Genomic DNA, 13,571 nt, shown 5'->3' on the forward strand with positions numbered 1-13,571 from the left:
AGGGCAAGACGCCCGGCGGGGACTCGGCAAGTGATTGAAAGTTCAGGGAGTCAAACGATCGTGCGACCAAAGTATTAGCAAATATTGCATTAAAACGAACGTTTGGCCTTGATCCGCCCAGGGGGTTGCGCCAACACTGGGGGAACGCCATCGCGGGCGGGGTTATTACCACGTACAGCTCACCCCCTGAACAGGACGTCGTGATCATGCATAACAAGTTCAATAAGCTCTCCTGGGCCGTGGCCATCGCCGCCGCCACCTTCGCCGGCCAGGCCAGTGCCGGCGGGTACCAGATCAACGAACAGAGTGTCAGTGGCCAGGGCTATGGCCATGCCGGGCGCAGCTCCAATGTCCATGATGCCACCATCGTCTTCGGCAACCCGGCGGGCATGTCCTTCCTGGACCGGGCCCAGGTCACTGCCGGGGGGACCTATCTCGACGTCAGCAGCGATATCAGCAATGTGCAGGCCAATGCCATGCTCGATAGCGGGTTCGCCGCGACCGGCAATCCGGCTAACGCCTCCGGTCAGCAGGTGCCGGTGGGGACGATTCCCGGCACCAGCGAGGGCGATATGGTGCCCGGCAAGCTGATTCCCTTCGCCTTCTATGCTCAGCCGCTGAACGAGCGCCTGGCCTTCGGCTTCGGCGTCTATGCGCCCTTCGGCTCCATGACCGAGTATGAGGAGGGCTTCCAGGGGCGCTACTTCGGCGACTATACCGAGGTACGGGTGGTCAGCGCCCAACCGACCCTCTCCTATCGCATCAATGAGCAATGGTCGGTCGGGGCCGGCATCAGCTACAACCGGGTCGATGGGGAGCTGCGGCGGCGGGTGCCGGGGAATCCCGCCCAGCCCTTCGACCCCTCCGCCGATATCGACTCCCGGGTCGAGGGCGACGACGATGGCTGGGGCTATAACCTGGGGGTGATCTATCAACCGGTGCCCGAGACCACCCTGGGTCTGACCTATCGCTCCAAGGTGGATTACACCCTGACCGGTGACTTCCGGGCCACGGCGCCAGATGGGAGTATTGCGCTGGATCCCAATACAGGTGTCCCGCTGCAGGATAGTGCCAGCCTGGATCTGACCACGCCGGAGACCGTCAACTTCTCGGTGACCCAGCAAATGTCGGATCGCCTGAAGCTGATGTTCGGTGCCTCCTGGACCCGCTGGAGCCGCTTCGAGCAGATTCTGGTCACCGGCAGCCAGGGCCAGCAGATCACCCAGGAGACGCAGGGCTACTCCAACGCCTGGGCCTTCGCCGTGGGGGGCGAGTATCAGCTGAATCCTCAGCTGGCGCTGCGCGCCGGGGTGAGCCTGGATAATACGCCCACCAGCGATCAACATCGCAGCGTGCGGATTCCTTCGGACGATCGCCGGATCTTCTCTATCGGCGCCGGCTGGACGCCTATCGAGGACCTGACCCTGGACTTCGCCTACTCCTACCTGACCGAGCGGAGTACCCGAATCAGTCAGTCCCGGGATGATCTCTATAGTGGTTTGGGCGGGGCCACCTATGCGGCAGATTACAAGAACGAGGCCCATGGCTTCGGCGCCCAGTTGACCTACCGCTTCTAAGCCTCGTCGCCCGACGAACTAGGAGCCCGGCCCCGGCCGGGCTCCTGACGTTAGGGGGCATCGTGGCGGATGCGGCCCGGCGCCAGGTTCGCTACAATAATGCCCTTTCCGCGCCACCCCGCCCTGGCCACCCGCCGGGGCCGGGTGGCCGCTTGTTCACCGCAGATTCAGGCGAGACGCCCCTATGCTGGAAACCAATCCCATTCATAACCTGATCAAGGACCTGTCCGAGCGGACAGACGTCCTGAGGGGGTATCTTTGACTATGCCGAACGCAAGGATCGGCTAGAAGAAGTCTCCCGCGAGCTGGAAGACCCCAACGTCTGGAACGACCCGGACTACGCCCAGAAGCTCGGCAAGGAGCGCGCCTCCCTGGAGCAGATCGTCCAGACCATCGACGAGCTCGATCAGGGCCTCGGCGATAGCCGTGACCTGCTGGAGCTGGCCGAGATGGAGGAGGACGAGGCCACCGTCGACGAGGTGCGCAAGGAGCTCGAGGGGCTCCAGGCGGCCCTGGAGAAACTCGAGTTTCGGCGCATGTTCTCCGGCGAGATGGACGAGAACAACGCCTACCTGGATATCCAGGCCGGCTCCGGCGGCACCGAGGCCCAGGACTGGGCCAATATCCTGCTGCGCATGTACCTGCGCTGGGCCGAGCATCATGGCTTCAAGGCCGAGATCATCGAGGCCTCCGCCGGCGAGGTGGCGGGTATCAAGTCGGCGACCATCCATGTCCAGGGCGACTACGCCTTCGGCTGGCTGCGCACCGAGACCGGGGTGCACCGCCTGGTGCGCAAGAGTCCCTTCGACTCCGGTGGCCGGCGTCACACCTCCTTCGCCTCGGTGTTCCTGTCGCCGGAGGTGGATGACAGCTTCGAGGTGGAGATCAACCCGGCGGACCTGCGGGTCGATACCTATCGCTCCAGCGGTGCCGGCGGTCAGCACGTCAACACCACCGACTCGGCGGTGCGTATCACCCACGAGCCCACCGGCATCGTGGTGGCCTGTCAGAGCCAGCGCAGCCAGCACGCCAACCGCGACTTCGCCATGAAACAGCTCAAGGCGAAGCTGTGGGAACACGAGATGCAGAAGCGCAACGCCGCCAAGCAGGAAGCGGAAGAGTCCAAGGCCGATATCGGCTGGGGCAGCCAGATCCGCTCCTATGTGCTGGATGATCAGCGCATCAAGGACCTGCGCACCGGGGTGCAGACCAGCAACTGCGATAAGGTGCTGGACGGCGACCTGGATCAGTTTATCGAAGCCAGCCTTAAACAGGGTCTCTGACCCTCGCCCATCGCGGCGGGGCGGTGGCCTCGCCGTGATCGGCCGTTTCACCGCTCCGCCGCCCTCTTTGCTTAACTCGACTACAGGTAGCGATATGGCCAACCAGAGCCCCTCCACGGATAGCCCCCAGCAGGACGAGAACCACCTGATCGCCGAGCGCCGCGCCAAGCTGGCCGCGCGCCGCGAGAAGGCCGTTGCCCAGGGGGCCAGTGCCTTCCCCAACGATTTCCGCCGTGACAGCCAGGCCGCCGAGCTGATGGCCGAGCTCGGCGACAAGGCGAAGGAGGAGCTCGAGGCGCTGGGGCGCCGGGCGGCGGTGGCCGGGCGCATCATGCGCAAGCGTGGTCCCTTTATCGTCATCCAGGACGTCTCCGGGCAGATCCAGCTTTATGTCGACAAGAAGGGGCTGCCGGCCGAGGTGCTCGAGGACGTCAAGGGCTGGGATATCGGCGATATCGTCGCCGGGCGCGGGCCGGTCCACAAGTCCGGCAAGGGCGACCTCTATGTGATGATGGAAGAGGCCAGGCTGCTCACCAAGAGCCTGCGCCCGCTGCCCGACAAGTTCCACGGCCTCACCGACATGGAGGCGCGCTACCGCCAGCGCTACGTGGACCTGATCATGAACCCCGACTCGCGCCAGGTCTTCGCGACCCGCGCCGGGGTGATCAGCGCCATGCGCCGCTTCTTCGAGGCCCGCGGCTTCATGGAGGTGGAGACCCCCATGCTGCAGCCGATCCCCGGTGGCGCCACGGCGCGCCCCTTTATCACCCACCACAATGCGCTGGACCTGGATATGTACCTGCGCATCGCCCCGGAGCTCTACCTCAAGCGCCTGGTGGTGGGGGGCTTCGAGAAGGTCTTCGAGATCAACCGCAACTTCCGCAACGAAGGCCTCTCCACTCGGCACAACCCCGAGTTCACCATGATCGAGTTCTATCAGGCCTACGCGGACTATAACGACCTGATGGACCTCACCGAGGCGATGCTGCGCACCCTGACTCAGGAGGTGCTGGGTACCACCACCGTGGTCAACACCGTGCGTAGCCGCGACGGCGAGGTGCTGGAGACCTTCGAGTATGACTTCGGCCAGCCGCTGCGCCGCCTGAGCGTCTTCGACTCGATTCTCGAGTACAACCCGGAGATCCACGCCGAGGCGCTGGCCGATGAGGCCGCCGCCCGCCAGATCGCCGAGCGCCTGGATATCGACGTCAAGGATGGCTGGGGCCTGGGCAAGATCCAGATCGAGATCTTCGAGAAGACCGTGGAACACCGCCTCCAGCAGCCCACCTTTATCACCGAGTATCCCACCGAGGTGAGCCCGCTGGCGCGGCGCAAGGATTCGAACCCCTTCGTCACCGAGCGCTTCGAGTTCTTCGTCGGCGGCCGCGAGATCGCCAACGGCTTCTCCGAGCTCAACGACGCCGAGGACCAGGCCGAGCGCTTCCGCGAGCAGGTGGCCGAGAAGGAGGCCGGCGACGACGAGGCGATGTATTACGACGCCGACTATGTGCGCGCCCTCGAATACGGCCTGCCGCCCACCGCCGGTGAGGGCATCGGTATCGACCGCCTGGTGATGCTGCTTACCGACAGCGCCTCGATCCGCGATGTGTTGCTGTTCCCGGCCATGCGCCCCGAGGTGGAGTAAAAGGAGCCGCGCCTCCTTCCGCGACCGTGAGGGGGCGCATGAACCGGGTCGGGAAGTATTGGTAACCGGGGGGCCTTGCGCCCATAATGCCCAGGAATCGTCATCGAGGAGAGTGCGATGAAACTGCTCAACCGCTCCGCCCTGAGCGTCAAGCCGACCCAGCCCTTCCTGGACTGGATCAACTCCCTGGAGCCCACGGTGGGCGAGGATGACCTGACCCTCGATGATGTCGATCGGGAGAGCACCGTCTACCTGATCCCCGAGATGGATACCCCGGAGGCCCTACAGGCCTTCGTGCGGGAGCGTTACCTGGAGATCCTCGAGACCGAGCTGCGGGCCTGGGAAGAGGACGAGCGCCTCTGGCCCGAGACCCTCGACTGGGCGCTCTTCCAGCGTTTCCTGCGGGTTGAGCACAGCTACCTGGCCATGGACCTGGACGACGAGGCGCCCCTGGAGATCTCTGAGTTCGACGATGCCCTGCTGATGGAGACCGACCCGGACTAGGAGACAGCCTCCTAAGCGGGTCGTCTCACCGTCTTCCAAGACCGGCCGCGGCCGGTCTTTTCGTTGCGCTGGCATAAACGGAAGCCCATGAGCCGACTCTTCTCCACCCGCCCCGGCGACGACGGCCTGCCGGGGCCCGAGCGCCGCCTGGCCGTATTGACCCTGGTGCTGGGCACCCTGATCACGGTGGTGGATGTCACCATGATCAACGTGGCCCTGCCCTCCATTGCCCGCGACCTGGCCATCTCCGAGGCCCGGGCGGTGTGGGTGGTCACCAGCTTCCAACTGGTGTGTGGCGCCAGCCTGCTGCTGTGCGCCGCCCTGAGCGAGCTGCTCAGTCGCCGCCGGCTCTATATCCTGGGGCTGCTGCTGTTCTCCGCCGCCTCCCTGGGCGCCGCCCTCTCCAGCCAATTGGAGGCCTTGCTGCTGTTCCGCGCCCTGCAGGGGCTGGGTGCCGCCGCCACCCTCTCCATCGGCCCCTCCCTCTATCGCCAGGTCTTCCCCTCGCGGCTGCTGGGGGCGGCTATGGGCTTCAGCGCCATGGTGGTGGCGGTGGGCTACGCCTCGGGGCCGGCCCTGGGCGGGCTGGTGCTGGCCATCGCCGACTGGCCCTGGCTGTTCGCCCTCAATGTGCCCCTGGGGCTGATCGCCGCCGCGGTGGCCTGGCGGGCGCTACCTGCCGAGCCGCGCCGACAGGGCGGTTTCGACCTGGCCGGGGCGCTGCTCTCGGCGGCCATGCTGGTGAGCTTCTTCCTGGCCATGGATGCCCTGGGCCATGGCGACGCCTGGGGCCTGGCGCTGCTGGCCCTGAGCCTGGCCTGTGGCGGTGGCTTCCTGGTTCGCCAGCGTCGCGCCCGCCACCCGCTGCTGCCGCTGGGGCTCTTTCGCGAGCCGCGCTTCGCCCTGGGGATCCAGGCCCAGGGGTTGACCTTTATCGCCCAGGGGCTGGTCTTCGTGGCGCTCTCCTTCTACTACCAGAAGGAGCTGGGTTACTCGCCCCTGCAGACCGCCTGGCTCTTCACCCCCTGGCCGCTGACCATCATGCTGACCGCGCCCCTGGCCGGACGCCTGGCGGACCGCTTCAATCCGGCCCTGCTGGCCAGCACCGGCCTGGGATTGCTGATGGGCGGCCTGGCGGCCCTGGCGCTGCTGGGGCCCGAGGCGAGCCTCGCCGATAGCCTGTGGCGCATGGCGCTGTGCGGCCTGGGCTTCGGCCTCTTCCAGGCCCCCAACAACCGTGAACTGATGAGCAGCGTGCCTCGGGCGCGCAGTGCCAACGCCTCCGGGGTGATGAGCACCACCCGTACCCTGGGGCAGTCCCTGGGGGTCGCCGTGGTCGGCCTGGTGCTGGCCACCGGCTGGCTGGCCTCGGTGCAGACCACCCTCTGGCTGGGCTGCCTGGCCTGCCTGCTGGCGCTGCTGGCCAGCCTGCGGCGCCTGCCCCTGAGTGGTACGGCACGTCGCGAGGCCCATCGTCGGAGCCTGGCCGAATGAGTACAATGGAGGTCCTTTCCATCTCCCCAAGCGAGGCTCCCATGAGCGTACAGGCGTCCATCGAAGCGAAACTCCAGGCCCTCGAGCCCAGCGTGCTGGTGGTGGAGAACGAGAGTCACAAGCACCATGTGCCGCCGAACTCCGAGACGCACTTCAAGGTGACCCTGGTCTCCGAGCGCTTCGGCGGCATGCTGCCGGTCAAGCGCCATCAGCAGATCTATGCCCTGTTGGCCGATGAGCTGGCCGGGCCCGTTCATGCCCTGGCCTTGCATCCCTACACCCCGGAGGAGTGGGCCGCCCGGGGTGGCGAGCGGCCCGATTCCCCGAACTGTCGCGGCGGCGGCCGGTGATCAACGAACCGCAGCGCCTCCAGTACCTGGAGGCCATGGGGCTGACCGCCTGGACGGCCCGCTATCGGCTGCCCGGGGCGGCAGAAACCCCGGCCTGCGACTGGCCCGAGGAGGCGCCGGTCCCGGCTCAGGCGCCCCAGGCCCGTTTGCAGGCTTTGCTGCAGGAGCCCGCGGCGCCACGTCGCGAGTCCCCCGAGGCGACGCCCAAGGCATCTCCCGAGGCGACGGCCGGGCCGGGGCGGGCCAAGGCCTTGTTGGGCGAGGCCCCTCAGGCCCCGGCTGCCAAGCCGTCGGAGCCCCAGCCCCAACCCGCCGACCCCTCCGCCTCGACGGACCCCCCGCAGGCGTTGCGCTTCTCCGTGCAACTGATGGCCCTGGAGGGGCGCTGGCTGGTGCTCTTGCCCGAGGCCCCGGATGCCATGCAGCAGCGACTGCTGAATAACCTGGGGCGCGCCGCCGGCTTGCCTCTGGTGGCGCCGGCCTTCCAGCGCTTCGACTGGCCAATGATGGAGGGGTTGCCGGTGGAGGCCCCCCTGGAGGAGGCCCGGGAGGGGCTCAAGGCCTTTATCGCCGGGCGCGGCTGGCACCCGGAGCGACTGCTGGTCTTCGGGCCCTCGCCGGAGCTGAGCCGGGTGCTGGCCATCGACGCCGAGCGCAGCGAGGGCCTGGCATTGCCGGCCTGGCAGGGGCCGAGTCTCGCCGAGCTGGCCGGGGACGGCGAGGCCAAGCGGGCCCTCTGGCCGCGGCTGCGGGCCCTGGGCCAGGCCTGGTCGGCCGGGGAGGACGGCGATGCCTGAGCCGATACGCCTGGCGCGGGCGGACCTGTCGGCCCTGCTGGCCCTGGAACGGGCCGGGCAACCTTATCCCTGGAGCGAGCACCAGCTGGCCGCGGCCCTGGAGGACGAGGCGGCCCGGGTCTGGGGGATTCGTGATGGGGAGGCACTGCTGGGGCAGGCGATCGTCTACCGCTTGCCCTTCGAGGCGGAGCTGCAGGCCATCACGGTGTCGCCCCAGGCGCGGCGTCTTGGCCTGGCCCGGCGGCTACTGGCGGAGGTGATCGCGACGGCGAAAGGGTGGGAGAGCGAGCGGCTGCTGCTGGAGGTGCGGGCCGGCAATGCGCCGGCCCTGGCGCTCTATCGGGCCGCCGGCTTCAGCGAGGATGGGCGTCGCCGGGGCTACTATCCCGGTGAGGCGGGGGCGCCCCGGGAGGACGCCGTGCTGATGTCGCTCGCGCTGGCGCCCGCGAAGGAGACGGCTTAGGACTGACTTCCGCCGTCCAGCTCCTGGAACTTGCTCAACAGGCCACTGAGGCGACGCTGCCACTCGTCGTGCTCCTGCTTCAGGCGGCTGTTTTCTTCGCGCAGCTCCTCGGCTTCCATCTTCAGCAGTTCCAGGGCCTCCACGGCCTGGGACACCTTCTGTTCGAGCTGGTTGAAGAGTTCGATACTCATCCTGTTTCTCCTGATCGCTGAGCGTGTGGCATGGGCCTACAGGGCGCAGCGTACGATGGCTGGCGCGGCTCAGCAAGCGTCGCCGGCCGGCGACGGGGAGGCGTGGCGCGCCTGGCGTCGGTAGAGGCGCCCCAGGGTATCGCCGGCCTTGACCTCCCGATGCAGCTGCCAGCGGGCCGGTACGCTCAGTGCCAGCTCCTGCTCCACCTCCACATAGATCCACGCCTCGGGGGCGAGCCAGCCGTTCTCCTCCAGGGCGACACAGGCCGCCTCGGCCAGTTCCTGGCGAAAGGGCGGGTCGAGGAAGACCAGGTCGAAGGGCGTGGCGGGGCCGGCCAGGAAGACCTCCGTGGCCTGGGCCGCGACCCGGCCCCGGTCGCTAGCCCCCAGGGTCTCCAGGTTGGTGCCCAGGCCCTGGGCCACCCGGGATTCACGCTCCACGAAGCAGGCCTGCCGGGCGCCCCGGGAGAGCGCCTCCAGCCCCAGGGCGCCGGTGCCGGCATAGAGGTCCAGCACCCGGGCGCCGGGCGTCACCCCGGTCAGCCAGTTGAACAGGGTCTCGCGGACCCGATCCGGGGTAGGGCGCAGGCCGGGGCTGTCGGGCACCGGCAGCTGGCGACGGCGATAGTCGCCGCCGATGATGCGCAGCTTGCCGCGGCCACCCGGGCCAGGCCCTGGGGCAGTCCCCCGGGACGAGGAGCGGCGGTGGCGAGAGGGGGAAGAGGAGCGTCGTGTCATGGCCGGGATTGTACCCCCGGGCTTCTCCATAGTCATGGCCGGGGTCACACCCCCGGCCTTATCCACAGTAATGGTCGGCGGCGGCAAGAGGAGGATGTGGTTCGTCGTGTCAGGGGCGAGGGCATCTCACCGGGCTATCCACATCCACAGTAATGGTCGGCGGCGGCAAGAGGAGGATGTGGTTCGTCGTGTCAGGGGCGAGGGCATCTCACCGGGCTATCCACATCCACAGTAATGATTGGCGGCGGCAAGAGGAGGATGTGGTTCGATGTGTTAGGGGAAAGCGTATCCCTCCGGCCTTATCCACATCCACAGTAATGATTGGCAGTGGTAGGATGAGCCGATTCTTCAGACCTCGAGGTCAGATCACCCCATGTTCGGATTTTTCAAGCGCAAGAAGAAACAGGAAGAGCAGAAGCAACAGGCCGAGGAGACTCGGCTGGAGGAGTCCCTGGCGCCCGACGTCGACGGCCAGGATGATGAGGCCTCGGCAGACGAGGCAAGCCATCGCGAGCCGCAGCCGGCGGCACCCGTTGCCGAGGCGTCAGAGCACCCCGAGAAGGCCGCCGCTAGCGATCCCGAGGCAAGCACCGAGGCAAATAAGTCAGAGTCGCCCCAGGCGGCGGACGAGCCGGTCGCCGAGGCCGCCCCCGAGGTAGCGGCGCCGGCGCCAGTCGAAGAGACTGTCTCGCCTGAGCCTGAGCCTGAGCCTGAGCCTGAGCCTGAGCCTGAGCCTGAGCCTGAGCCTGAGCCTGAGCCTGAGCCTGAGCCTGAGCCTGAGCCTGAGCCCGAGCCCGAGCCCGAGCCCGAGCCCGAGCCCGAGCCGATGGCGGCAGCCGAGCCGGAGGAGGCGCCCAGGAAGAAGGGCTGGTTCGCGCGGATCAAGGCGGGGCTCGGCAAGACCCGCGCCAACCTGACCGACGGCATCGCCGACCTCTTCCTGGGCAAGAAGCAGATCGATGACGACCTGATGGAGGAGTTGGAGACCCAGCTGCTGCTGGCGGACGTGGGCATCGAGGCCACCACCGAGATCATCGACAGCCTCACCGACCGGGTCTCCCGCAAGGAGCTCAAGGATTCCGAGGCCCTCTACCAGGCCCTGCAGGAGGAGCTGACCGCCCTGCTGGCGCCGGTGGCCAGGCCGCTCGACCTGCCGCCCAAGGGCGAGGGCCCCTTCGTGATCCTGATGGTGGGCGTCAACGGCGTCGGCAAGACCACCACTATCGGCAAGCTCACCCAGCACTTCCAGGCCGAGGGGCGCAGCGTGATGCTGGCCGCCGGCGATACCTTCCGCGCCGCCGCGGTGGAGCAGCTCAAGGTGTGGGGCGAGCGCAACAGCGTGCCGGTGATCGCCCAGCACACCGGCGCCGACAGCGCCTCGGTGATCTACGACGCCCTGGCCGCCGCCAAGGCCCGCCAGGTGGACGTGCTGATCGCCGATACCGCCGGCCGCCTGCACAACAAGGGCCACCTGATGGAGGAGCTCAAGAAGGTGCAGCGAGTGATGGGCAAGCTGGACGCCCAGGCTCCCCATGAGGTGATGCTGGTGCTCGACGCCGGCACCGGTCAGAACGCCCTCGCCCAGGCCAGCACCTTCAACGAGGCGGTGCCGGTCACCGGCATCACCCTGACCAAGCTGGATGGTACCGCCAAGGGCGGTATCATCTTCGCCCTGGCCAAGCAGCTGGGCACGCCGATCCGCTATATCGGCGTCGGCGAGTCCCTGGACGACCTGCGCTCCTTCGCCGCCGAGGAGTTCGTCGGCGCGCTCTTCGAGCGTGACGACGCCCGGCGCGACGACGCCTGAGCCCGCCGATGATCGTCTTCGAGCATGTGGGCAAGCGCTATGGCGGGCGCTTCGAGGCGCTGGCCAATCTCGACTTCCGGGTGCGCCGTGGCGAGATGGTCTTCCTGACCGGCCACTCCGGGGCCGGCAAGAGTTCCCTGCTGCGGCTGATCATGCGCCTGGAGCGCCCCAGCCGTGGCCGGGTGCTGGTGGCCGGCCACGATATCGAACGCCTGCATGCCAGCCAGCTGCCCTTCTATCGTCGCCAGATCGGCGTGGTCTTTCAGGATCACCAGCTGCTCTTCGATCGCAGCGTCTTCGCCAACGTGGCCCTGCCGCTGGAGATCCAGGGCATGGAGCCCCGGGAGGTCGCCCGTCGGGTGCGTGCCGCCCTCGACAAGGTGGGCCTGCTCTACCGCGAGAAGGCGCTGCCCATCGAGCTCTCCGGGGGCGAGCAGCAGCGGGTCGGCATCGCTCGGGCAGTGGTCAACAAGCCGGCCCTGCTGCTGGCCGACGAACCCACCGGTAACCTGGATCCCCAGCTCTCCGCCGATATCATGGCGCTGTTCGAGGACTTCAATCGCATCGGCACCACGGTGATGATCGCCAGCCACGACCTGGCGCTGATCGCCCGCCTGCGCCATCGCATCCTGCGCCTGCGCGAGGGGCGCCTGGTGGCCGATGAGGAGGCCGCATGAGCCGTGACGATACGCCCGCCCGGCGCGGTGCCCGCAGCCAGCGCCCCCAGGCCTCCAGTCGCCTGCGTGCCTGGGGGCGCCACCATCGGGCCATGGGCCTGGACAGCGGCCGGCGCCTGGTGCGCCAGCCCCTGGGCAGCCTGTTGACCATGCTGGCCATCGCCATCGCCCTGGTGCTGCCGGCGGGCCTCTGGCTGATGCTCGACAGCGCCCGCCTGCTGGACGCCGAGCTGGCCGAGAGCGCCACCCTCACCGCCTACCTGGAGCCCCGGGGCGGCGAGGGCGAGGCGATGCGTATCGCCGAGGCCCTGGGCGCCCATGAAGACGTGGCGGCGGTGCGCCTGATCACCGCCGCCGAGGGCATGGCGGAGTTCCAGCAGGCCCTGGGGCTGGGCGACGCCCTGGGACGGCTCGAGACCAACCCGCTGCCCGCCAGCGTGGTGGTGATGCCGCGCCAGGAGGCGCCGGCGGCCATGCAGGCCCTGGCCGGCGAGCTGGAGGCCGTCACCGGCGTGGAGGAGGTGCGCCTGGACCTGGCCTGGGTGGAGCGCCTGGCCCAGTTGGCCGAGCTGGGGCGCCGTGTCGCCCTGGCCCTGGCGTTGCTGTTCGGCCTGGGGGTGCTGTTGATCGTCGGCAACACCATCCGCCTGGCGGTGGAGAGCCGCCGCCAGGAGATCGAGGTGGTCACCCTGATCGGCGCCACCCACGCCTTCGTGCGCAGGCCCTTCCTCTACAGCGGCGCCTGGTATGGGCTGGGCGGCGGCCTGCTGGCGCTGGGCCTGCTCAACCTGGGCGGGCACTGGCTGGCCGCGCCGGTCTCGGCCCTGGCCGCCAGCTACGGGGCCAGTTTCGCCATGCCGCGACTGGATGTCGCGGGCTCGGCAACGCTGCTGCTTTGCAGTACACTCTTGGGTTGGCTGGGGGCCTGGATCGCCGTGGGACGCCACCTGGCGAGTATCCGCCCCCGCTAGGCTGGTCCGATGATCGGCGGCCTGCGCCGGCGGTTTCGGTAAAGCCGAGAAGGTTATCGGCCCGCTCGGGAACTCCGTGGTCACACCGGGGTCAAAGCGGACAGTCATTAGTTACCTAACGTTATCGTGAGTTAAGGGCATCTTGGAGACACGCACCCTATGAGCACTCGTCTTCTGCCTGTTGGCCAGTTATCACCGGGCCATGATCTGAACGGGTATATCCAGGCCGTCAACGGCATTCCCGTGCTCTCCGCCGAGGAGGAGCGCGAGCTGGCCTATCGCCTCTATGACGAGGGCGACCTGGAAGCGGCACGCCGCCTGGTGTTGGCGCACCTGCGCTTCGTGGTGCATATCGCTCGCAGTTACTCCGGCTATGGCCTGCCCCAGGCCGACCTGATCCAGGAGGGCAATGTGGGCCTGATGAAAGCGGTCAAGCGCTTCGACCCCAATCAGGGGGTACGCCTGGTCTCCTTCGCCGTGCATTGGATCAAGGCCGAGATTCACGAATACGTGCTGCGCAACTGGCGCATCGTCAAGGTGGCCACCACCAAGGCCCAGCGCAAGCTGTTCTTCAACCTGCGCAGCGCCAAGAAGCGCCTGGCCTGGCTGAACAACGACGAGGTCGACGCCATCGCCAAGGACCTGGATGTCAAGCCGGAGGTGGTGCGCGAGATGGAAGGGCGCCTGGCCGCCTATGACGCCGGCTTCGACGCTTCCCCCGCCGAGGAGGAGGATCAGGGCTATCAGGCGCCGGTCCACTACCTGGAGGATGGCCGCTACGACCCGGCCGTGCAGCTGGAAGACAGCGATTGGGAGGAGGGGGCCACCCGGCGCCTGCAGCAGGCCCTGGAGGGCCTCGACGAGCGCTCCCGGGATATCCTCCATCGTCGCTGGCTCAGCGAGCCCAAGGCGACCCTCCACGACCTGGCCGATATCTATGGTGTCTCCGCCGAGCGTATCCGCCAGCTGGAGAAGAACGCCATGAAGAAGATCAAGCAGCAGATCGGCGACGCCCTGGTGGCCTGATCGCTATCAATGTAGGAGCGCACTTCAGTGCGCGATTGGCGCCGAAGG

Annotated in this window: 14 protein-coding genes; 12 read left to right on the plus strand and 2 right to left on the minus strand. The window is 67.8% G+C overall.

The window, feature by feature from the left end:
- Positions 1–206 precede the first annotated feature (206 nt).
- From ACZ5EF_RS01220 to rimI, 8 genes are all read left to right on the plus strand, one after another.
- The gene (locus tag ACZ5EF_RS01220) at positions 207–1,577 is read left to right on the plus strand and encodes an OmpP1/FadL family transporter (protein ID WP_346062863.1); all 1,371 of its coding nucleotides are present in this window, start codon (positions 207–209) and stop codon (positions 1,575–1,577) included.
- Positions 1,578–1,761: 184 nt separating this feature from the next.
- Positions 1,762–2,860 (plus strand): peptide chain release factor 2 gene (gene prfB / locus ACZ5EF_RS01225; protein ID WP_346062862.1). Its coding sequence is split into 2 segments (ribosomal slippage): positions 1,762–1,836 and positions 1,838–2,860, totalling 1,098 coding nucleotides; the frame shifts between segments, so codons are not numbered across the junction.
- A gap of 94 nt (positions 2,861–2,954) precedes the next feature.
- Positions 2,955–4,505: a lysine--tRNA ligase gene (lysS, locus tag ACZ5EF_RS01230; RefSeq protein WP_346062861.1), complete on the plus strand. Its 1,551-nt coding sequence runs from the start codon at positions 2,955–2,957 to the stop codon at positions 4,503–4,505.
- 117 nt (positions 4,506–4,622) lie between these two features.
- On the plus strand, positions 4,623–5,009 hold the full coding sequence (locus tag ACZ5EF_RS01235) for a hypothetical protein (protein WP_346062860.1): 387 nt from the start codon (positions 4,623–4,625) through the stop codon (positions 5,007–5,009).
- Between the two features lie 87 nt (positions 5,010–5,096).
- Positions 5,097–6,503, plus strand: a complete 1,407-nt coding sequence (locus ACZ5EF_RS01240) for an MFS transporter (protein ID WP_346062859.1) — start codon at positions 5,097–5,099, stop codon at positions 6,501–6,503.
- Between the two features lie 41 nt (positions 6,504–6,544).
- Positions 6,545–6,853 (plus strand): BolA family protein, encoded by a 309-nt coding sequence (locus tag ACZ5EF_RS01245; protein ID WP_346062858.1) that lies wholly within the window; start codon positions 6,545–6,547, stop codon positions 6,851–6,853.
- A complete protein-coding gene (locus tag ACZ5EF_RS01250; RefSeq protein WP_346062857.1) occupies positions 6,850–7,650 on the plus strand; it encodes a hypothetical protein in 801 nt (266 codons plus the stop codon). The genes ACZ5EF_RS01245 and ACZ5EF_RS01250 overlap by 4 nt, the downstream gene beginning before the upstream one ends.
- The gene (gene rimI / locus ACZ5EF_RS01255) at positions 7,643–8,113 is read left to right on the plus strand and encodes a ribosomal protein S18-alanine N-acetyltransferase (protein ID WP_346062856.1); all 471 of its coding nucleotides are present in this window, start codon (positions 7,643–7,645) and stop codon (positions 8,111–8,113) included. Before ACZ5EF_RS01250 ends, rimI begins: the two co-directional genes overlap by 8 nt.
- Here rimI and ACZ5EF_RS01260 read toward each other — a convergent pair.
- Both ACZ5EF_RS01260 and rsmD read right to left on the minus strand, forming a co-directional pair.
- Positions 8,110–8,304 (minus strand): cell division protein ZapB, encoded by a 195-nt coding sequence (locus ACZ5EF_RS01260; protein WP_346062855.1) that lies wholly within the window; start codon positions 8,302–8,304, stop codon positions 8,110–8,112. The two genes, rimI and ACZ5EF_RS01260, sit on opposite strands and share 4 nt — an antisense overlap.
- Positions 8,305–8,373: 69 nt before the next feature.
- A complete protein-coding gene (rsmD, locus tag ACZ5EF_RS01265) occupies positions 8,374–9,042 on the minus strand; it encodes a 16S rRNA (guanine(966)-N(2))-methyltransferase RsmD (RefSeq protein ID WP_346062854.1) in 669 nt (222 codons plus the stop codon).
- Positions 9,043–9,415: 373 nt separating this feature from the next.
- On the opposite strand from rsmD, the gene ftsY reads away from it, so the two are divergent.
- The 4 genes from ftsY to rpoH all read left to right on the plus strand — a co-directional run bounded on the left by ftsY (position 9,416) and on the right by rpoH (position 13,523).
- Positions 9,416–10,849: a signal recognition particle-docking protein FtsY gene (gene ftsY, locus ACZ5EF_RS01270; RefSeq protein ID WP_346062853.1), complete on the plus strand. Its 1,434-nt coding sequence runs from the start codon at positions 9,416–9,418 to the stop codon at positions 10,847–10,849.
- A gap of 8 nt (positions 10,850–10,857) precedes the next feature.
- Complete coding sequence (gene ftsE / locus ACZ5EF_RS01275; RefSeq protein ID WP_195860564.1) at positions 10,858–11,526, plus strand: cell division ATP-binding protein FtsE; 669 nt, start codon at positions 10,858–10,860, stop codon at positions 11,524–11,526.
- Positions 11,523–12,497, plus strand: coding sequence for a permease-like cell division protein FtsX (gene ftsX, locus ACZ5EF_RS01280; RefSeq protein ID WP_346062852.1), 975 nt, complete (start codon positions 11,523–11,525; stop codon positions 12,495–12,497). The genes ftsE and ftsX overlap by 4 nt, the downstream gene beginning before the upstream one ends.
- A gap of 159 nt (positions 12,498–12,656) precedes the next feature.
- A complete protein-coding gene (rpoH, locus tag ACZ5EF_RS01285) occupies positions 12,657–13,523 on the plus strand; it encodes an RNA polymerase sigma factor RpoH (protein WP_346062851.1) in 867 nt (288 codons plus the stop codon).
- Positions 13,524–13,571 lie beyond the last annotated feature (48 nt).

The organism is Bisbaumannia salifodinae, assembly GCF_055388505.1.